General features: G+C 44.1%; 13 protein-coding genes. 11 read left to right on the top strand and 2 right to left on the bottom strand.

Annotated elements, in window-relative coordinates; all coding sequences use genetic code 11:
• Nucleotides 1–458: 458 nt before the first annotated feature.
• From ACPK8D_RS08210 to ACPK8D_RS08185, 6 genes are all read left to right on the top strand, one after another.
• Nucleotides 459–1,523 (top strand): 60S ribosomal export protein NMD3, encoded by a 1,065-nt coding sequence (locus ACPK8D_RS08210; protein ID WP_424717369.1) that lies wholly within the window; start codon nucleotides 459–461, stop codon nucleotides 1,521–1,523.
• Entirely contained in the window at nucleotides 1,520–2,719 is a 1,200-nt protein-coding gene (locus ACPK8D_RS08205) for an ATP-grasp domain-containing protein (protein ID WP_424717368.1), read from the top strand. The genes ACPK8D_RS08210 and ACPK8D_RS08205 overlap by 4 nt, the downstream gene beginning before the upstream one ends.
• Nucleotides 2,720–2,858: 139 nt before the next feature.
• Nucleotides 2,859–3,353 carry a transcription factor gene (locus tag ACPK8D_RS08200; RefSeq protein WP_424717370.1) on the top strand — a complete coding sequence of 165 codons (495 nt, stop codon included), beginning with the start codon at nucleotides 2,859–2,861 and terminating at the stop codon, nucleotides 3,351–3,353.
• Nucleotides 3,354–3,363: 10 nt separating this feature from the next.
• Nucleotides 3,364–3,876 (top strand): HD domain-containing protein, encoded by a 513-nt coding sequence (locus ACPK8D_RS08195; protein ID WP_424717367.1) that lies wholly within the window; start codon nucleotides 3,364–3,366, stop codon nucleotides 3,874–3,876.
• Between the two features lie 258 nt (nucleotides 3,877–4,134).
• The gene (psmB, locus tag ACPK8D_RS08190; RefSeq protein WP_424717366.1) at nucleotides 4,135–4,770 is read left to right on the top strand and encodes an archaeal proteasome endopeptidase complex subunit beta; all 636 of its coding nucleotides are present in this window, start codon (nucleotides 4,135–4,137) and stop codon (nucleotides 4,768–4,770) included.
• A gap of 108 nt (nucleotides 4,771–4,878) precedes the next feature.
• Nucleotides 4,879–6,792 (top strand): beta-CASP ribonuclease aCPSF1, encoded by a 1,914-nt coding sequence (locus tag ACPK8D_RS08185; protein WP_424717365.1) that lies wholly within the window; start codon nucleotides 4,879–4,881, stop codon nucleotides 6,790–6,792.
• 47 nt (nucleotides 6,793–6,839) lie between these two features.
• Here the strand turns inward: ACPK8D_RS08185 and ACPK8D_RS08180 are convergent, their stop codons facing one another.
• Nucleotides 6,840–7,502 carry an HAD family hydrolase gene (locus ACPK8D_RS08180; protein ID WP_424717364.1) on the bottom strand — a complete coding sequence of 221 codons (663 nt, stop codon included), beginning with the start codon at nucleotides 7,500–7,502 and terminating at the stop codon, nucleotides 6,840–6,842.
• A gap of 1,166 nt (nucleotides 7,503–8,668) precedes the next feature.
• On the opposite strand from ACPK8D_RS08180, the gene ftsZ reads away from it, so the two are divergent.
• The 3 genes from ftsZ to ACPK8D_RS08165 all read left to right on the top strand — a co-directional run bounded on the left by ftsZ (nucleotide 8,669) and on the right by ACPK8D_RS08165 (nucleotide 11,952).
• Entirely contained in the window at nucleotides 8,669–9,850 is a 1,182-nt protein-coding gene (gene ftsZ / locus ACPK8D_RS08175) for a cell division protein FtsZ (protein WP_424717363.1), read from the top strand.
• 125 nt (nucleotides 9,851–9,975) lie between these two features.
• Nucleotides 9,976–11,457 (top strand): dihydropteroate synthase-like protein, encoded by a 1,482-nt coding sequence (locus ACPK8D_RS08170; RefSeq protein WP_424717362.1) that lies wholly within the window; start codon nucleotides 9,976–9,978, stop codon nucleotides 11,455–11,457.
• A gap of 36 nt (nucleotides 11,458–11,493) precedes the next feature.
• Nucleotides 11,494–11,952 carry a hypothetical protein gene (locus ACPK8D_RS08165; protein ID WP_424717361.1) on the top strand — a complete coding sequence of 153 codons (459 nt, stop codon included), beginning with the start codon at nucleotides 11,494–11,496 and terminating at the stop codon, nucleotides 11,950–11,952.
• A gap of 371 nt (nucleotides 11,953–12,323) precedes the next feature.
• On the opposite strand, the gene ACPK8D_RS08160 is transcribed toward ACPK8D_RS08165, so the two are convergent.
• Nucleotides 12,324–14,357 (bottom strand): sodium-translocating pyrophosphatase, encoded by a 2,034-nt coding sequence (locus ACPK8D_RS08160; RefSeq protein ID WP_424717360.1) that lies wholly within the window; start codon nucleotides 14,355–14,357, stop codon nucleotides 12,324–12,326.
• A 1,375-nt stretch (nucleotides 14,358–15,732) separates the two neighbouring features.
• Here ACPK8D_RS08160 and ACPK8D_RS08155 point away from each other — a divergent pair.
• Nucleotides 15,733–18,213, top strand: a complete 2,481-nt coding sequence (locus ACPK8D_RS08155) for a sodium-translocating pyrophosphatase (protein WP_424717359.1) — start codon at nucleotides 15,733–15,735, stop codon at nucleotides 18,211–18,213.
• A gap of 583 nt (nucleotides 18,214–18,796) precedes the next feature.
• Nucleotides 18,797–20,812, top strand: coding sequence for a sodium-translocating pyrophosphatase (locus ACPK8D_RS08150; protein ID WP_424717358.1), 2,016 nt, complete (start codon nucleotides 18,797–18,799; stop codon nucleotides 20,810–20,812).
• Nucleotides 20,813–21,124: the final 312 nt, after the last annotated feature.

The raw sequence follows: 21,124 nt of genomic DNA, 5'->3' as shown, positions 1-21,124 counted from the left end.
TTGAAAAGGTTTGCGATCAAGCCTTTTTTGAAAAGGTTTGCGATCAAGCCTTTTTTGAAAAGGTTTGCGATCAAGCCTTTTTTGAAAAGGTTTGTGGTCAAGCCTTTTAAAAAAGGCTTGCGACTCTGCCAATTCAGGAAATACTTATATAAGACAAATACCTATTTAAGAAAGGTTCAAACTATATATTTTTAAACTCATCTATAACTGATTTACCTGATAACTGATATGATTTTCTGCTGGTTTTATGATGCAGAAAATTGGGGGAGCCTGAATACTGAAAGGTAAATTCGTAAGTCCAGCTATTTTTAAATAGCATGAGCAGTCTTAACAGGTAAATTGCTCAAGTTATATTGCAGAAATTTTCCTTCCTGAGAATTTCAAAGATTACTTTTCAGGAAGGCTGTTATTCAAGAAGATCTTACTATTTCAAGAACACCATAAAATAAGGATTACAGATGGATTTCATCACATGCCCCAGATGCGGAAGAGAATGCTACAGGCTCTTTGATTCAGTTTGCAGGGACTGTTTTTTTGAGACATTCAAACTGATTGAATTGCCCCATGTACTCCATGTAAGGATATGTTCAGCTTGCGGAGCGTACTTTCATAGAAGCCGGTGGGAAGATATCGGTAATGTAGAAGATGTGGTGCTAAAGGCCGTAGAGAATGCCCTCTTCATTCACGGTGAAGCCGGAGATGTGGAAATCTATTTCGAGCCAAGGGAGATTACGCCCTATATTTACCTGGTGAAGGCCGAAGTCGATGCAATGGTCAGGGAAGAGCCTGTGCACGCCGAAGCTGAGACCGAAGTAAGGATCCAGCGGACAGCCTGTGATATGTGCAGCAGGGAGTCAGGCGGGTACTTTGAAGCGATTATCCAGATCAGGGCAGCAGGCAGGTTTCCTACCGAAGAAGAGAAAAGGCGTTCTATGGTTCTCGCCAGAGAAGCCATGGAGAGTATGAGAAAAAAGGGTGACCGCCTGGCGTTCATAAGCGAGGTTCTGGAGCAAAAGGAAGGTATCGACCTTTATATGGGTTCCATGAATGCCAGCAGACAGGTCTCCCGGCTAATTACCTCGGAGCTCGGAGGCAGCTTTTCCGAATCTCCGACCCTTGTGGGAATGAAAGATGGAAAGAACCTTTACAGAATTACTTTTTCCGTGCGCCTTCCTGAATTCAGGCCAGGGGATGTAATCAGGTTCAGAGGAAAAATTATCCAGATCAAGAGTTCAGGAAAAAAAGTTAACGGGATTTCCCTTGAGGACGGCTCAAGATTTATCTCAACGCCTGAGGAATTAAAAGGAGCAGAGAAAATAGGCAATATGGCGGATGCGGTTTTAACGGTGCTGGTTTCAATCGAAGACAACGCGATTCTGGTACTCGACCCCGAAACGTATGAGACTGTTGCTATAAAGAAGCCGATGTCATTCAATGCAGAAGCAGGAAGCGAGATCCCTGTCCTGAAAACCCTTTATGGAATCTTTGCGCTGGCACATTCCGATATTCCGCAGGCAAAATGAAAGGTTCAGAAAGAGGAAATATGCAGAATATCCTTGTAATCGGATTTAATACCCGGAACGTTGTCTGCTCTGCAAGCCGGGCTGGCTATACGGTCTGCTCTATAGATGCTTTCCGTGATCTCGACCTGCAAGAATGCGCACATTCATCGGCGCTTCTGGAGTGCGGAACCGTACAGGAACTGCACAAGGTTGAGATTTCCCGGATAAAAGCTCAGATGGCTGAATTCGGACTTGAATTTGATGCCCTTGTTCCGGGCTCAGGACTGGAGATGCTTGACCATAAGGATTTTTCCTGCCCTGTACTGGCCAGCAGTCCGGACGCCTTGCAGAAAGCCTCAGACAAACTTTATCTCTCAAAAAGGCTTGAAGCCCTGGGAGTCCCTCACCCACGCTGTTATTCACCGAAAGAACTGGATGCAATAGAATATCCGGTTATGATTAAGCCAGCCTCAGGCGGGGGAGGAATTTTCAACCGGATTGCCAGGAACAGGCGTGAGCTTTTAGCCAGCCTTGAGGAATTGCGCGAGCTGAACCCGGAACTTACGGAACAGACCGTTATTATCCAGGAATTTCTTGAAGGAATACCGTCAAGCGTTTCCTTGCTTTCTACAAAGAATGAAGCTATTTCAGTGGCTGTGAACGAACAGCTAATAGGAATACCCTGGCTTTCGCGGCTACCCTTTGCTTATTGCGGAAATATAACCCCTTTCAGGACTGATCAAGCTGAAGAAATGGAAGCCCTGGCTGAAGAACTGGTACTTGAATTCAAGCTCCTGGGCTCAAACGGAGTGGACTTCCTGGTTTCGGAAAAAGGACCTGTAGTACTTGAAATAAACCCGAGATTCCAGGGAAGTCTTGATACTGTCGAGAAGGCAATGAATATTAACCTTTTTGAGGCCCACGCCGGCTGCTTCAGAGGGGAACTTCCTGAAAAACCCGAAGCCAAATGTTTTGCTGCAAGAGGAGTAATCTACTCAGATCGAGAACTTTTTATAGACAGAAAGCTCATGGACGTCATTCTGAGGGAAAATAGCGCTGACATTCCATTCGAGGGAACTGTTGCAGAGCCTGATGGGCCTCTTACTTCCCTGTTCGCGTGCACATCTACCAGGGAAGAGGCAGTCCTGTCGCTTAAAAAAGGGGCAAACAGGATAAAAGCTTTTATTGAAAAACAAACGAAAAGAAAAAATACCTGAGATTTGCCGAAAACGTATAAATCCAGGGTTAAGAGAGTTCAATTTTTTCGGGCTAAGGAAAGTTTCCGGAAGAAAAAGGGGAATGTAAATTTTAATACTGGTATATCCAATTCATATTGGCATTTGCGAGGTGAACATATTGGTCGATGTAAATGACAAGGTAATTAGAGGATACCTCATGAGCCTTGTAGGGGAAGAAGGGCTACAGATGATAGAAAAAATGCCCGAAGGCGAGGTTACGGATGAAGAAATTGCGGCAAAGACCGGGGTTCTGCTGAACACCGTGAGGAGAACGCTCTTCATATTATATGAAAATAAATTTGCAATCTGCCGCAGGGAGAGAGATTCAAACAGCGGATGGTTAACATACCTCTGGCGCCTGGATTTTTCTGACATCGAGCACCAGCTTATGAGGGAAAAGAAAAAATTGCTCCGTAACCTGAAGACTCGCCTTGAGTTTGAAGAAAACAATGTTTTCTATACGTGCCCTCAGGGCTGCGTTCGCCTCCTTTTTGACGAAGCTACGGAAACTGAGTTTCTCTGCCCCATGTGTGGAGAAGATCTGGTCTTCTACGACAACTCTCATTTTATAGAAGTTCTGAAGAGACGCGTAGATGCTCTTAGTTCAGTATAAGTGATCTGCCTTGACTACCCGAGCCGAAGCAATAAAACTGCTTGAAGAAACCGGATGCACTCCCAATGTGATCGAACATTGTGAGGAAGTAGCGTCGCTCGCCGTTGAAATTGCAAATAAAGCAAAAACAGCAGGACATAATGTAAACTCGGAACTGGTAGAGATAGGGGCTCTTCTTCATGATTTTGGACGATGCAGAACTCATAAAATCACTCATGCGATAGAAGGATACAGGCTAGCCAGAGCCAGAGAAATAGAGCCAGAGATTTCCGAAATAATAAAAAGACATATAGGAGCAGGAATCTCAAAAGAAGAGGCAGAGAGGTTAGGGCTTCCTGAAGATGATTATTTTCCGCGAAGCCTTGAGGAAAAAATCGTTGCCCATGCCGATAACCTTGTTAAGGGAACGAGTAGAATAACTATAGCTGAGAGGACTGCGCTCATGCGTAAGCAAGAAGTACCTGAAAACATTATTCAAAGGGTAAATAAACTTGCTGAAGAGATCGAAGGACTTTTCGGTTAAATTCCGGATTTTTCAGGAGATAAGAAGATCTGAATATCCTGTAATGGAAAAAAGAAAAAAATTATTTTGCCAAACCTTCCTCCGAATTTAAATTTAGGCGCGTTCAATAAAAAAGAGGAGGAAAACTTATATATAGCGATATTAATAATGAGATAATGAAGTGCTAAATCCTGCGATTTAAGTTAAAAATACTTACCTCACTAAAACATTTTTTTTAGCGACATTTTCTCATTTTTAACTTATTATGAGGGTATGTTTATGGATAATGACAAATATCTAAAGGGCACAACTACCGTAGGGGTAGTTTGTACCGATGGTATCGTGCTCGCAAGCGAACAGAGAGCCACAATGGGGAATTTCATCGCAAGTAAAACTGCAAAGAAGGTTTACCAGGTAGATGACCTTGTAGCAATGACCACTGCCGGTTCGGTAGGGGATGCCCAGCAACTTGTGAGGCTCGTAAATGTAGAATCACAGCTCTACAAGATGCGCAGGAACGAATCCATGACAATAAAAGGCATTGCAACTTTAATGTCAAACTTTTTAAATGCCAACCGCTACTATCCCATGATGGTCCAGCTCCTTATAGGAGGGGTTGACAAAAATGGGCCTGGTATCTACTCGCTGGATGCTCTTGGAGGAAGCATCGAAGAGACAAGGATCTCAGCTACAGGTTCCGGTTCTCCCATGGCTTATGGGGTACTTGAAGACCAGTACAGGGAAGATATGACTGTAAAGGAGGGCCTTGACCTTGCCATTCGGGCGATCCACAATGCGACTAAAAGGGATTCAGCGTCCGGAGAGAATCTCGATGTAGTGGTAATTACTAAGGAGGCTTTCAGGAGGCTGGATCCTGAAGAAGTAAAATCCATAAGAGCTTCATTAACTAAATAACTTAAATTGTTGGTTTTTTATTTTAACATTAAACTAACATCTTTTTCAACCTATTATTTTTTAACACCTACATACTTTTTCATTTTTTGACAAAAAGGAAGATTCTTGATGCCTATTGAAGACGTGCTATTAGACCTCAAACATAAAATTGAGAAAAACCTACCCGCAGGAGTTACAATTACCGATGTGGAATTTGAAGGGCCTCAGCTTGTGCTATACACTGAAGAACCCCGGAAATTCGCAGACGATGGGAATATTATTCGCAACCTGGCAAAAGAACTCAGGACACGGATTGCCATGCGCCCTGATCCCAGGGTACTTGCAACTCCTGAAGATTCTATTTCTATAATCGAAGAAGTTGTTCCAAAAGAATCCGTAATCTCGAGCTACTATTTTGACCCTGATTCCGGAGAAGTAATTATTGAAGCTGAAAAGCCGGGTCTTGTGATAGGAAAGCACGGAGCCACCCTCCGGGAGATCACAAAGCAAATCGGCTGGATTCCGAAGGTTGTGCGGACTCCCCCAATAAAGTCCCGTACAGTAAAAAATATCAGGGAGTTCATGAGAAACAACCTCAAGGAAAGAAAGGAAATCCTCAAATCCGTGGGGAGGAAGATTCACAAAGAGTGTACCTCAAAAGACCAGTGGGTAAGAGTTACATCGCTTGGCGGATGCAAAGAGGTAGGACGGAGCTGTTTCCTGCTCTCGACTCCTGAGTCCAGAATCCTGATCGACTGTGGAGTCAATGTAGGTTCGGACGAAAACATGACTCCTTACCTGTATGTTCCTGAAGTTTTCCCCTTAAACCAGATCGATGCCGTGATAGTTACTCACGCCCACCTCGATCATCAGGGACTCGTTCCTTTGCTTTTCAAATACGGGTACGAAGGACCTGTATACTGCACACCTCCTACAAGAGACCTGATGGTGCTGCTCCAGCTCGACTATATCGACGTGGCAGCAAAAGAAGGGAAGAAGATTCCCTACGAGTCAGGCATGGTAGCTAAGACCCTCAAACACACGATTCCTCTGGACTACGAGGAAGTAACGGATATCGCTCCTGACATCAAACTGACTTTCCATAACGCGGGTCATATTCTGGGATCGGCCATTTCCCACTTCCATATAGGAGACGGGCTCCATAATGTGGTCTTTACGGGAGACTACAAATACGAGAAAACACGGCTTTTCGACCCTGCTGTCAATAAGTTCCCGAGAGTCGAAACTGTCGTCAGTGAGGCTACTTATGGGAATTCCAATGCTTTCCAGCCTGCACTTAAGGACGCTGAAAGGCACCTGCAGATGGTAGTCAAGAATACTGTGGAAAGAGGAGGAATCTGCCTTATCCCGGCTTTTGCAGTCGGCCGAAGCCAGGAAGTCATGATAGTGCTTGAAGAGTCTATAAGAAAAGGGCTGATCCCCGAAGTTCCGGTCTATCTGGACGGAATGATCTGGGAAGCGACGGCAATTCACGCTACACATCCCGAGTACCTGAACAACGACCTGAGGAAACTGATCTTCCAGAAAGGCCAGAATCCCTTCCTGTCCGAATGCTTCAGGCCTGTTGACTCCCACGAAGCGCGTCAAAAGATAATCCAGAACCCTCACCCCTGCGTTATCCTCTCGACTTCGGGCATGATGAACGGAGGGCCGGTTATGGACTATTTCAAAGCCTTTGCCGGCGACCCGCGCAACTGTCTGGTGTTTGTAGGATACCAGGCAGATGGGACAGTCGGACGCAGAATCCAGAAAGGATGGAAAGAAATTCCGATGACAGGAAAGGGCGGAAGCACCGATATCCTGAAGATGAACATGGAAGTCCAGGTAGTTGACGGTTTCTCAGGCCACTCCGATAGGAGGCAGCTTATGGATTACATCAAGAGGATGCAACCCCGTCCGGAAAGGGTGTTTACTGAGCATGGGGACGAGAAGGCCTGCGTTGACCTGGCAAGCTCGGTCTACAAGAAACTGAAGATCGAGACCCGGGCTCTTACAAACCTTGAAACCGTAAGGTTGCTGTGACCCTCAGGGGCCACAATTCTCTTTTTTAAAGAAAAGAATAAATTTTTTCATACCCTGAACCCAGAAGCAGGCTCAAGACTTAGAAGATGTTGCATTAGCTGTTGATGATCTCCTACAATGAGATCTGCCCTGTCAAGCTGTGAAGGCTCCACATATGTGGGAACCCCTATGCAGTAAATTTCAGCGTTTTTTGCAGCTTCTACGCCCAGAATAGCGTTTTCTATTACCACGCATTCTTCCCGCCGTACATTCAGGAGTTCGACAGCTTTAAGAAAAGGATCGGGATGAGGCTTTGAGTTCGTAATATCGTCTCCCGTAACCACAATATCGAATATGCCGGGAAAAAGCTGATTAACGATACTGTGGACAATAATATGGTCAGAGCCCGAAACTACTGAAAGCAGAAAACGCGTTTTGAGCACTTCAAGGCATTCCATCATTCCCTCGAAAGCTTTCAGTTCGAAGACTCGTTTGAATTCCTGCCTGTAGATTGAGGTAATAGTTTCGAAATCATATGCTTCCGGTTCTTTCCTGGCTTTTCGGATAAGCAGAGGAAGGCCGTTCCTGGGATTTGAACCTTCGATTGCATAAATATCTCTATCCTGGATTTCCATACCCATATCAAGGAAAGCCTTTTTCCAGGCTGCTGCATGGAACGGCATGGAATCCACGAGAACGCCATCCATATCGAAAATTAATGCCTTTAACACGGTTCTGACTCCAAAATTAAAAACTTAGTATTTTGAATTAAAATTCATAAAATTAAGATAACTCAGATTCCTGAGGATTAAGGGAATTGGGGTTCCTGGGAATTAAGGTAACTAAGATTCCTGAGGATTAAAGTAAAAAATGGCTTTGAAGCCTTAAAGCTTTCCCGCAAAATCCCGGGTAGAATTATAGCTTTAACATCTCCTTATGAATTTAATGCACTTTTTATTCGGTTATACACAACCAGGATTTAACAGGTTTACTATGAATTTGATTCGTTTTTTGTAGCTTAAAGCGCCTTTTACGGCTGTATCATACTTTTTATGGGGGATAACACATATTTCAGGATTTAAATGACCTTTAAGGGTTTAACAAATTTCTATTAATTTAGTAATATTTTCCAGGTTTTAGCATGTTATTCATTACACATGTGCGTTCAAGGCAAGTACACTGAAGAAATTAATTCTAAGATTTCTGAGCAAATAAAGTTTAGGAGACTTCCTGGAGTTTACTGCCTGTAATTCACAAATATAGAAACACTTATATTAATTTAGAAGACATTACTCAAAAAAATCAAACAAGCGCCTCGAAATCTTGGAATAATACCGAAACAGTTTTTAAGAGGAGAATTCTACTTAAAAGTAATAATATAAACAGTCTCATTAAATTGAAAGAATTCCGGGTCGAAAGTTATATCAAAAACAAATTAAAGGCTTGCAGTGTTAGCCCCTGAAGTCAGGCATGGCATCAAAAGAATAGAGAAAATGAGATATGAAAATTGCCCTGACTTGCATAATCAGGAGAGCTTTGCTGAGGAAATCAGAACTTTCGATAAAAAATTAAGTTAATATATATAAACATTTTGGCAGTCCCTCACCCTTCATCTTTGAGAATCAAATGTTAAACGAAGTAAAAGAGTGAATATATGAGATTTATGGGTGACATATTTAAACTTGATAAACAATTTAAGAATGTTGTTTAAATATGTACGAAATAGTTAAGTTCGGCAGAGTGCCAACTTATTAAAGATAACGGATGAAAATCTTTAGTAGGTTTTGAAAGTTATCTCATAACTCCACTCAGAGTATTGAAAGGTATGTGACCCCCGATGTAAAGGGTGGGGAGTCAAACGTAACTATTAGACATAGATCCAGTCGAGGGGATAGAATTGCAATCTATAGTACAGGAAGCAATGAAATTCAGCGAAAAAGAGAAGGAATATCGGAAGAATTCCTCCTCTGATGACGACTTCGAAGAATTCGGGCAACCGCGAATCATGATTGTCGGATGCGGGGGGGCCGGGAATAACACAGTAAACCGTCTTTATAACATAGGAATCGAAGGCGCAGAAACGGTCTGTATCAATACCGACAAGCAGCACCTTGACAATGTGAGAGCTGACAAGAAGATCCTCGTGGGAAAAACTCTCACGCGGGGACTTGGAGCAGGCGGTTACCCCGAGACAGGAAAGAAGGCTGCGGAACTTGCAAGGGGTACCCTTGAAGAAGTGTTAAAGGACGTTGACCTTGTCTTCATTACTGCAGGTTTAGGCGGAGGTACCGGGACAGGGGTTGCCCCTGTAGTTGCCGAAGTGGCAAAGGAGCAGGGAGCAATCGTCGTAGGAATGGTTTCCAGCCCCTTCAGAGTTGAGAGAGCCAGGATTTTCAAAGCCGAAGAAGGCCTTGAAGACCTGCGCAGGGCAGCCGACACCGTAATTGTCCTGGACAATAACAGGCTGCTTAATTACGTGCCGAATCTTCCTATCGACCAGGCTTTTTCCGTAATGGACCAGCTGATTGCCGAGACCGTAAAAGGGATTACGGAGACGATCACAGTACCCTCCCTGATAAACCTTGACTACGCCGACATCAGGACTATTATGAGCTGCGGCGGGGTTGCAGTTATGCTCGTAGGTGAGTCGAAAAACCAGGACAAGAGCACTGAAGTAGTGCGGACCGCCTTAAACCACCCCCTGCTTGATGTTGACTACAAGGGTGCAACCGGAAGCCTCGTGCATGTAACCGGCGGGCCTGACCTGAGCCTCAAGGAAGCCGAGGAGATTGCATCCATGCTTACCTACGAACTCTCCCCAAGCGCAAACGTCATCTGGGGTGCGAGGATCAGGGAGGATTATGAAGGTAAGGTCAGGGTAATGGCCATCATGACAGGTGTGCAGTCTGCCCAGATTCTGGGCCCTCAGGCAGGAGCCGGAATTCTGGAATCAAGAGCCGAAACTGACCCCATGCAGGAGAGAAGGTTCGGAAAAATGACGCCTGCAGACCGATTAAGGACTGGGACAGGGGCCCTTAGAAAGAAACATGATGAGTCAATAATTGACTTTATAAATTAAATCAGGCTCAGGTAAAAGCCCGGGTTCTCAAAGCTGAAAATTTCGGGCTTTTCATTTCCTGATAATTTTTAACCGATGCGTTTCAAACAGATACTCTTTTTTATTAGCGCTTCTATCTAAAAAACATGAAGATTTTGATTGCAACAGGGCGGCTTGCGGAAAATACCGTCAGGAAAGCAATCGGGGAAAAAGCCGACATCCTCGTAGCCGATATTGATATTGCCGCCTTTATTACCCCTAAAAAACTGATTAAAACATTTCAGGAAGCCGGTTTTTCGAAATATTATGACCTTATTCTGCTTCCAGGGCTTGTAGCAGGAGATTTTTCAAAAGCTTCTGAAGAACTGGGGTGTAAAATCCGGCTTGGACCAAAGCATGCCTATGATCTTGGTTTTGTACTCCCGTTTGCCGGAAAAATCGAGTTTTCCAAAAAAATCCCTGCCTGTGAACTTCTTGCTGATGTTCGGAAGGAGATGGCCCTCGAGTTAATAAGTAAAACCGAAGAAGAAGCCTCCTCACCCCTTACACTCAGAGGTGTAAAAATCGGGGGAAAGGCTCGTATGAAGGTTATGGGAGAAATTGTAGGAGCCCTGGAAATGGATGCTCCGATACTCCAGGTAAAAATCGAAGCTTTTATCGCCCGGGGAGCAGATATAATCGATCTAGGGGCTACCCTGAATACCCTCCCGGAGCATGCTAAAAGGGCTGTATCCCTTGCAAAAGCCTTTACAGAAGCTCCGATAAGCATAGATACCCTTGACCCTGAACTGATAAAAGAAGGAGTAGAAGCAGGAGCTGACCTTGTCCTGAGCCTCAATAGCACGAATCTTGAGACTGCAGGCCCTACAATTGCCAGGGCAGGGATTGCTGCCGTTATAATCCCGGATGAGGAAAGAAGCCTGGAGAGCCTTATCAGGAACGTCAAAGCTGCCCGCAGGCTTGGAATTGAAAAAATTATAGCTGATCCTGTTCTTGATCCTGTGGGACACGACATTACCGAATCCATCGTACGCTACCATCAGTTTCACAGGATGTACCCCGAGATTCCAGTATTCCTCGGAGCTGGCAATGTCACTGAACTTATGGATGTGGATACCATAGGAGTCAATGCCACACTCTGTGGAATCGGAGCAGAAGCCGGAGCAAGCATCCTTTTCACCCCCGAGTTCAGTGACAAGGCACAGGGTTCTATCAGGGAGCTTAAAAGGGCTTCCGAGATGATGATGCTTTCCAGCATAAGGGAAAGTTCTCCAAAAGACCTGGGGCTTGACCTTCTCTGCATTAAAGAAAAACGCAGGCGGCCTGATTTTCCGCTCCCGGAAAATGCGATTCAGGCCAGACCTTCGAAAGGCTGGCGTGTAGACCCTGCAGGCCCAATCCGCATCCGTACAGTACCGGACCGCATAAGTGGAAATGGCGGATTGATTGTTGCCGAACACGAGAAAGCCTCAATTGTGGGAAAAAGTGCCAGGGAGGTTATGGACACACTGCTTGAACTGGAACTGGTCTCCCGCCTGGATCATGCCGCATATCTGGGAAGGGAACTGGAAAAAGCCGAACTTGCCCTGCAGTTTAATAGAAGCTATGCCCAGGACGATGTGTTCTGAGCATAAGAAACGCAGACAAAATAAAGACGTGGAAAAATGAGACTCGAAAATGAAGATAAGCAGGCTATCTTTGAGATAGTGGCAGCCCGTTATTTCACAACGCAGAGCTGGAAATGGATAAACTTGAGGAAGGATATTAACAAAATCCTCAAAGCTCACGATGAACTGAATGAACAGTATGCGTCCTACTCTTACGTGAGCAGGGACTGGTACGTGGAAAACATGGGATCCAAGAACATTCACATGTGCAGTACCTGGGAAGAACTTAAAAATCTGGTTGCGTTCCTGAATACTCACGGAAGTGTATTTAATTTCCTTGTCAACACAGGAAACCGGAAATCATTCTGCATCGTAAGCGACTCAAGGGATTTGACCGAAGCTCAGGCAAGTGCGATTAAAGAAGTCCAGAAACTCGGGTACAACACATTTATATTCCTGGCTACAGTCCCGGACGAAATCGAGTTCCAGCTACTGCAGGTAAGGGGAGTTAACTAATCTCTCCTGACCTGTTCAAGCTTTAACCTGTGATCTCCCGCTTTGATCGGAAAGCACAGACAGTAATCTTTGACCTTTTAATTCATCCATTCTTGCTGTTTTCCCCTTAAACAGATCTGAGCATCCGCTTCGGACCGCTGCAAAACGAAAAGTTTTTAATTGATTTCCCTCAAATAGGAAAGCGTGTTCCTTTCAGAGATCAGTAGATTAAAACTCTTATCTGTGAAAACTACAGTAAATAATTTATCGCAGTTATAAACAGGAGGTTTATTTAAGGACTGGAGTGCCTGCTGCAGAGATTAAACAATGATTATAGAAAATATAGGAACACCGGCACCATTATAAAAAATAAAAAAAGGAAAAGACGGATATCAGACGATAAACAGAGGTGCAAACACAACCGCTACAATACTCATAAGCTTTATGAGAATGTTGATTGCCGGACCTGCTGTATCCTTGAAAGGATCTCCCACAGTATCGCCAGTCACACCTGCTTTATGTGCGTCCGAACCTTTTCCGCCGAAATTTCCGGCTTCAATAAATTTCTTCGCATTGTCCCACGACCCGCCTGCGTTAGACATTGTAATTGCGAGCATAAAACCCGAAACTACAGAGCCTGCGAGCAGTCCTCCAAGTGCGCCAGGCCCGAGTATAAGCCCGACGGCAAGGGGCGAAACAACTGCGAGTACACCGGGTCCGATCATCTCTTTCAGGGCAGAGTGCGTTGAGATTGCAATACACTTGCCGTAGTCAGGATCAGCTTTGCCTTCCATGAGGCCTTTTATCTCTTTAAACTGTCTCCTCACTTCCATAACGACTTCACCTGCGGCTTTTCCGACGGCCAGGATGGTCATTGATGAGAAGAGGAAAGGCAGCATTGCACCGATGATAAGCCCTATGAACACGTTAGGGTTCATAACATCGATAGCAGTGAGATTTACTGCAATGCCATATGAAGAGAAGAGGGCAAGTGCGGTGAGCGCTGCCGAACCGATTGCAAAACCTTTACCCATAGCAGCAGTCGTGTTTCCTACCGCATCAAGAGTATCGGTAATCTCACGTACCTCTTTCTTCTGGTGAGACATTTCTGCAATGCCGCCTGCATTGTCAGCTACAGGACCATATGCATCGACAGACAGTGATATCCCCAGCGTTGCAAGCATTCCCACGGCTGCAATAGCAATGCCGTAGAGGCCGGAAAGCAGGTAGGAAATATAGATTGTAGCGCTGATGATAATAACCGGCCAGAGGGTGGATTCCATTCCCTTTGCAAAACCTGTGATAATATTTGTAGCCGAACCGGTTAAGCACGAATCTGCAACTGTACGGGTCGGTTTTCTATCATACGATGTGTAGTACTCTGTGATCTGTCCTATAAGGAAACCGGAGATAAGCCCCGCAACACTTGCAAAGAAGACCTTCAATCCATATTCTCCGAGAAGCTGAGATGTAATGAAATATGAGGCAATGACTGTAAGAACGATTGCAGCAATCAACCCCAGATTAAAAGCCATATGGATTGCCGAGGCCTCGGTCTTCTTTGTACGGACAAAAAATGTACCTGCAACGGATGCAAGAATTCCAACCGCTGAAATCAGCAGTGGAACCAGAATAGCGTTCTCAACTGAAATGCCAGGAAAGGTCATTGCTGCTGTTGATGCTGCAAGAAGCATTGTAGCGACGATAGAACCGACATAAGATTCGTAGAGATCGGCTCCCATGCCTGCAATATCTCCGACGTTATCACCTACATTGTCGGCAATTACAGCAGGATTTCTCGGGTCGTCTTCAGGAATCCCGGCTTCTACCTTGCCTACAAGGTCAGCCCCGACATCTGCAGCTTTTGTGAAAATTCCGCCACCTACTCTGGCAAAAAGAGCAATAGACGAGGCTCCAAGTGAAAAGCCTGCAACGATATTCATAACTGTAGTAAAATCGAGACTTGTATAATAATTTGTAATAATTATAAATGAAGCCGATAAACCAAGCAGACCGAGACCTACAACGCTCATCCCCATAACCGTGCCTGACGCAAACGAAACCCTGAATGCAGGGCCAATCCCCCTGGTGGCAGCATTTGTTGTTCTGCCGTTTGCAATGGTAGCTGTGAGCATCCCTGCATACCCGGCTGTTGCGGAGAACACTGCGCCGAAGACAAAGCATAATGCCGTAAGAATCCCATTTGGAAGGATTGATGCGATTATAATTGAAAATAAAATTACGAAAACAGCGATTGCACGGTATTGCCTGTTAAGGTAAACCATGGCGCCATGGTGAATTGATGCAGTAATTTTTTTGATAACGTCATTACCTTCGCCTTCTTTTTGGACATTTTTATAGGATATACCTGCAAAAATCAGACCAATAAGGGCACATATTGGTGCAAGGTAGATTAACACATCCATAAATTTAACCGTCCTCCGGAAAATATCACACAAGTTATTTTGATGCTGAGTACTGGAAGTATTCATTATAATAAATTCGTTTATAATAATTTAATTTACAATAACTTAATTTTAATAGTTTAATGTATAATAGTTTAATTTATAATAATCCACTTTATGATAATTAATTTATAGTAATTTAGTGTTTCTAAACTGATAAAGATATTTTAAGTTGGAGTCTACAGAAACTGCCCAATTCAATTTCTGAATGAACCTGTTTTTCAATAGGAGCATACACGTAGTATGGCTATCTTATATAAATCTACTTTCACCGTATTATGCAGCTAGTTTTATAAATAACGTTTCTTTAGCCTTTTTTTACCAACATGCTCTTTGAAAATTTATTATTATGGAATCTGAATAAAAAACTTCGTTTTCTTACATTCCCGTTTAGGAAGCCGGAAACTTATTACCTTATTGATTTAGTATATAAATAACTGAAAAATACAAATTACAAATAGAATTACTTTTTTCCATCAGAATTTTACCGATATCTTTATAATTTATAGCAATTTAATTGAAAAAACCTAGAACGAACCCGTTAAAAGATAGAATGTCCGGGGTTTGCCTCTCAGCAAACTTTTTATTACAGTTCTTTCTTTTTATATTGCCTGATCAGCAGATCATAATTGTGGCTGTAGTTTGGGTTCTTCGATAGGAAAACAGATACTATTAGTAGAAAGAGAGGAATTATCGTAAAAATAACTTAGAGGTTGTCGATCAGACAAAGGTGCAAAAAAGCTTATATAAAAAATAACTGTTTACGCCTTGTCGAAAATGACACTTTAACGGCTCAAATTTAGTTACATTAAAATATATTTCGACGAAACCGCATCCAGACTAAAAATAGATTCGAGACTCATGAACATCGAGAAGTTAGCTATAGAGCTGACTCTGCTGATCGTGACCAATTATCACTACTAATAACACTAATCAACGTGACGTACACTGTAACAAAATAGATATATTACTCTTAGAGTGCAACAGGGACTACGTCACAAATAGCCTCATGCTACCCTTTCCGTTAGGGGAATCCTGTTATAAGGCGCATAATTACTAATGCAGATATCTAAGCTCATAAACAAAATGGGAAAAACCTGAAAGTCTAATTTGGGTTATCTTCCAGGATAAAAATATATTTTAAATTTGAAGTTTGCTGGGGAAGGGCAATTATAGAGGCTCGATCCTACTCAAAAGACCCTAATTCCCCGCAAACTGCACAAAAACATAAAAATAATTGCTTACATTTCGTCGAAAAGTGTCTTTAATAATAGAGAATCCCAATTTATCTTTCAAAAATGTGATGAGAGAAGTGATCGGCTAAATGGAGATCGTAATGAAAAATAGGGTGGTCAAGGCAACGCTCGAAGGCCTGTTTAGCCTGGCCATACTGTCGTTAACACCGGCAATAGCAGCTGCCAGTGAAGCGAATCTTAAAATTCCGAATTTAAGCCAGGGGCAAAATAACTTGCTGCTCTGGGGTATCGTGGTCTGTGTATTAGGCATGCTGTTCGGTTATTACCAGTTTACGAGGGTGAGAAGAATCAGGGCCCATCAGTCCATGCTGGATGTGGCCAACATAATTTACGAGACCTGTAAAACCTATCTTATCCAGCAGGGTAAGCTGCTGTGCATATTATTTGTTTTTATCGGCTTCTGTATAGCCTTTTACTTTGGCTTCCTTCAGAAAATGCCTCTTAGCGGGGTATTGCTCATCCTGGCCTGGACTATATTAGGGATACTGGGTTCTTACAGCGTCGCGTGGTATGGAATTCGTATGAATACCCTGGCTAACAGCAGGACAGCATTCGCATCCCTGGAAAAGAAACCCCTGAAACTGTTAAATATCGCTCTCGATGCGGGGATGAGCATAGGCGTGCTTCTGGTCTGCGTTGAGTTAATAATGATGTTAATTATATTGCTGTTTGTTCCCAGAGAATTGGCCGGAGCAAGCTTTATAGGCTTTGCAATAGGAGAATCCCTTGGAGCCAGCGCCTTACGTATTGCAGGCGGGATATTCACCAAGATCGCCGATATAGGCTCCGATCTGATGAAAATCGTTTTTGGAATAAAAGAAGACGACCCGAGAAATCCAGGTGTTATTGCCGACTGCACCGGAGATAATGCAGGTGACAGTGTAGGACCGACCGCAGACGGATTTGAAACCTATGGTGTAACCGGAGTCGCCCTCGTCTCCTTTATAGTTCTGGCTGTGCAGCCTGCCCTGACCGGAACCCTGCTTACCTGGATCTTTGTCATGCGTGTACTCATGATCATTACCTCCGTAACATCTTTCTATATCAACAGGGCACTCAGCCAGGCAAGATTCGGCAGCAAAGATGATTTTGATTTTGAGCAGCCTCTTACCAGCCTGGTATGGATCACTTCCATTCTCTCCATTGCAGTAACTTTTGCCGTAAGCTATTACCTGCTGGGCCCGGGTTCCGCCGACGTACCTGCCCAGTTGCAGAAGCTCTGGCTGGTGCTTTCAGTGATAATCAGCTGTGGAACCCTGGGAGCGGCTTTAATTCCCGAATTTACCAAGGTATTTACCAGCCCGAATTCCCTGCATGTAGCCGAGGTCGTCAAAGCTTCCCGCGAAGGAGGCCCATCTCTTAACATCCTGTCCGGACTGGTTGCAGGTAACTTCAGCGCGTTCTGGATCGGTATGGTATTCTTCGCACTCATGTTCGTTGCCTATTATGCCAGCGGGTATGGTTTGAGCGAGATAATGATATATCCCTCCATATTTGCATTCGGCCTTGTGGCCTTCGGGATGCTGGGCATGGGCCCTGTTACCATAGCAGTTGACAGTTACGGACCGGTAACGGATAATGCCCAATCCATTTACGAACTGTCGCTTATAGAAACCATTCCGAAAATAAAGGAGGAGATCCAGAGAGAATTCAATTTCAAACCGGATTTCGATAAAGCCAAACACTATCTGGAAGCAAACGACGGAGCAGGAAATACTTTTAAGGCCACAGCCAAACCGGTCTTAATAGGCACAGCTGTAGTTGGCGCCACAACCATGATCTTCTCTTTGATTCTAGTCATTAAGGACGTTCTCGGAGTACAACCGGAAGAAATTTTGACCCTGCTCAATCCCTATACTATCTTCGGGTTTTTAGCAGGCGGTTCTGTAATTTACTGGTTTACCGGGGCATCAACCCAGGCCGTAACTACCGGAGCCTACCGGGCAGTTGAATATATCAAGATGAACATACAGCTTGATGAAAAAGCCAGCCAGAAAGCAGCCACTGAAAAGTCAAAAGAAGTGGTAAAAATCTGCACTCAGTATGCGCAACAGGGCATGTTCAATATATTTATCGCCATATTCTCCTTTACTCTGGCGTTTTCCTGCCTCTCTGCTCCCACAGCCGGGAAAGACTCCGTGGCGTTCTTTGTCTCCTATCTGATCTCCATTGCAGTATTCGGACTGTTCCAGGCCGTGTTCATGGCAAATGCCGGTGGTTGCTGGGACAATGCCAAAAAGGTAGTGGAAGTAGACCTTCAGGAAAAAGGCACAGCTTTACACGAAGCAACAGTGGTAGGTGATACCGTAGGGGATCCATTTAAAGATACTTCATCAGTTGCCCTGAATCCGATCATCAAATTCACTACCCTGTTTGGCCTCTTAGCCATGGAAATAGCTATCTCCGAGTCATTCCGAAATATAGCTCCGTATGTAGGCGGCATATTCCTTTTGATTGCGCTATTCTTTGTCTGGCGTTCATTCTACGGAATGAGAATCCCTCTACGAAATGAGAATCCCAGCAGAGAAGTAATGAAGGAATCGGCTGCTGATCAAGAATAATATGAGATCAAGCCTTACAACACCAGATGTTGTAAGGCTTCCTCTACTAAAGGATACAGATTTAGAACTCGTTTTTCGGTCTTCCGGATATTTTTTTATTTTAATATCCGGAAATTTTTTAGATCTTTTTTTATTTTATTTTATTTTATTTTATTTTAGATGTATAACTCATTTTATCATTCTATTCTACTGTTCATCCCTACTTTTACCCCTACTTTTACCCCTACTGTCCATCCCTATCTTCCGCGAATTTATTTAGAATCTTCTGGCAAAGAAAAGTGTATTCTGCGATAAAAAGTTGGAGTTTCTCGTAAAAACAATTAAAGAAACAACGTAACAGGTAGAAGAGTTCAAAAGTTTATATAAAAAATAATTATCTGCACTTTCGTAGAATCGAGGCTTAAAAACTCAGAATAATACTTCAGAACAACACCAAGTTATTGCGTACACATCATTATAATATCAAATAAATATAAATTATACTGGAGAAACGAGAGGAAAGTTAAGCTAAAGGACAGGGATTATTTGAAGAATGAAAAAATAAAAATCTGAGTGGATATCAGAACCAGAGGACAGGAAATTTATGGAAGGTTTAATATTCGTCGCCCCTTTAGCAGGCATCATAAGTCTGGCCTTCGCTGCGTTTTTTGCAAACAGTGTCCTCAAAGAAGAGACCGGAAACGAAAGGATGCAGGAAATTGCCGGCGCAATTCAGGAGGGGGCGAGGGCTTACTTAAACCGTCAATACAGAACGATCACAATAGTTTCGATCATTCTTGCGCTCTTAATTTTCTTTTTGCTTGATGACGGACTTAAAATTGCAGCAGGTTTTCTGGCAGGAGCTATCAGTTCTGCCGCTGCCGGCTATATTGGGATGAGTGTTTCAGTTCGAGCAAATGTCAGGACTGCTCACGCGGCCTCAAGCGGACTTGAAAAAGCCTTAGCGGTTGCATTTCAAGGGGGAGCGGTCACAGGGCTTGCCGTAGTAGGGCTTGCACTGCTCGGGACAAGCGGATTTTATATTCTCTATAAGGATGTGAATCTGGTTGTAGGGTTCGGTTTTGGCGCCAGCCTGATAAGCCTTTTTGCCAGAGTAGGCGGAGGAATTTTCACAAAGGCTGCGGATGTTGGCGCGGATCTTGTAGGTAAGATCGAGGCAGGAATTCCTGAAGACGACCCGAGAAATCCTGCCGTAATCGCCGACAACGTAGGCGATAACGTCGGAGACTGCGCAGGTATGGGAGCCGACCTTTTCGAAACCTATGTTGTAACTTCTCTGGCTGCAATGCTGCTCGGCTCCCTTATAACCGGCATTTACGAAAACGCAATCCTTTATCCCCTAATACTGGGTTCAGCCGCGATCTTTGCATCCATCATATCCATATTTTTTGTTAAATTAGGAAAAGAAGGAAGCATTATACGGGCTCTTTATAAGGGTGTAGCCGGTTCGGCGACAATCAGCCTGGTTGCATTTTACTTTATTACCGATGCCCTGATGGGGAGCCTGAGATTTTATTATGCGACACTCATAGGCATTATTATCATGGTGCTCATGGTTATTATCACCGAGTACTATACTTCTACAAAATACAGGCCTGTGAAAAACATTGCATCCTCCTCCGAAACCGGGGCTGCAACCAATATCATCTCAGGGCTGTCTATAGGTTTTGAAAGTACGCTTATGCCTACCGTAGTAATCGTAGTCGGAATTCTTGCATCGTATTATGTAGTGGGCGGAGCAGCCGATCCCGAAACCGGTCTCTATGGGATTGCTATTGCCGCCGTTGCAATGCTCTCAACTACAGGCATGATAGTTGCTCTGGATTCTTACGGCCCGATTACCGACAACGCCGGAGGAATCGCCCAGATGGCAAAACTTCCAGCCGAGGTCAGGAAAGTTACGGATGCCCTGGATGCTGTGGGGAACACTACAAAAGCCGTTACCAAAGGATATGCCATAAGCTCGGCTGCTCTTGGTGCACTTGCTCTTTTTGCGGACTACCGGAATAAGGTAAACCTTGGAGACCAGGCCCTGAACCTTGATGATCCGGTGGTGCTTGCAGGACTGCTGCTTGGAGCACTGCTGCCTTTTGTATTCAGCGCAGTAACCATGAGCGCAGTGGGAAAGGCTGCGTTCGAAATCGTAAATGAGGTCCGAAGGCAGTTCAGAGAAATCCCCGGAATCATGGAAGGGACTGCAAAGCCGGAATACGGGCGCTGTGTTGACATAGTCACAAAAGCTGCACTTCATGAAATGGCAATGCCAGGTTTTCTTGCCATACTTGTGCCTTTGCTGGTAGGCTTCCTCCTGGGGCCGAAGGCACTTGCAGGACTCCTGATAGGCCTCATAGTGGTAGGGTTTATGGTTGCCCTCCTGATGGATAACGGCGGAGGGGCATGGGATAATGCAAAAAAACTGATTGAAGACGGAGCGCACGGAGGAAAAGGCTCTGAAGCTCATAAAGCTGCAATAATCGGGGATACCGTAGGTGATCCTTTCAAGGACACTGCCGGACCTGCCCTTAACGCCCTGATTAAAGTGGTAAATATGGTAGCAATCCTCTTCTCTTCCCTTATGATAGGCAGAGGCCTCTTCTGATAAAAGGGAAATCCAAAAATCTCATGAGGAGCCCTGAGCCTTTCTCAAATTTCATCTAATTTTCTATTTTTAAATCATTACTTTTTAAATTGTCACTCCGAACTCAAAACAGCGTGAGCTGGTTAGTTTTCTCTGGATGAAGGAGAGTTTCTGTGAAAGTAAGTTCCTGTAAAAAAGGATCTTCGTCAAAACAAGCTCTTCTTGATCTTTTTGCTTCATCTCTTCTTTCTTCATCAGCAGTGAAGTAAAAAGGGAGTTGAGAGTCTAAAAAGTGAACTAAAAGTCTAAAAAAATCGAGCGAATCTCTAAAGA

Origin of the sequence: Methanosarcina sp., from assembly GCF_049706645.1 — an archaeon.
In the GTDB taxonomy this organism is placed as follows: domain Archaea; phylum Halobacteriota; class Methanosarcinia; order Methanosarcinales; family Methanosarcinaceae; genus Methanosarcina.
Note: the sequence above shows the minus strand (reverse complement) of the source record. Positions and strands in the feature narration are given on the sequence as shown.

Bases quoted from the DNA above. Each gene is read 5' to 3' on its own strand.
- ACPK8D_RS08185 (WP_424717365.1), top strand. From the start codon at position 4,879: ATGCCTATTGAAGACGTGCTATTAGACCTCAAACATAAAATTGAGAAA.
- ACPK8D_RS08160 (WP_424717360.1), bottom strand. From the start codon at position 14,357: ATGGATGTGTTAATCTACCTTGCACCAATATGTGCCCTTATTGGTCTG.
- ACPK8D_RS08155 (WP_424717359.1), top strand. From the start codon at position 15,733: ATGAAAAATAGGGTGGTCAAGGCAACGCTCGAAGGCCTGTTTAGCCTG.
- ACPK8D_RS08170 (WP_424717362.1), top strand. From the start codon at position 9,976: ATGAAGATTTTGATTGCAACAGGGCGGCTTGCGGAAAATACCGTCAGG.
- psmB (WP_424717366.1), top strand. From the start codon at position 4,135: ATGGATAATGACAAATATCTAAAGGGCACAACTACCGTAGGGGTAGTT.
- ACPK8D_RS08210 (WP_424717369.1), top strand. From the start codon at position 459: ATGGATTTCATCACATGCCCCAGATGCGGAAGAGAATGCTACAGGCTC.
- ACPK8D_RS08150 (WP_424717358.1), top strand. From the start codon at position 18,797: ATGGAAGGTTTAATATTCGTCGCCCCTTTAGCAGGCATCATAAGTCTG.
- ACPK8D_RS08165 (WP_424717361.1), top strand. From the start codon at position 11,494: ATGAGACTCGAAAATGAAGATAAGCAGGCTATCTTTGAGATAGTGGCA.
- ACPK8D_RS08205 (WP_424717368.1), top strand. From the start codon at position 1,520: ATGAAAGGTTCAGAAAGAGGAAATATGCAGAATATCCTTGTAATCGGA.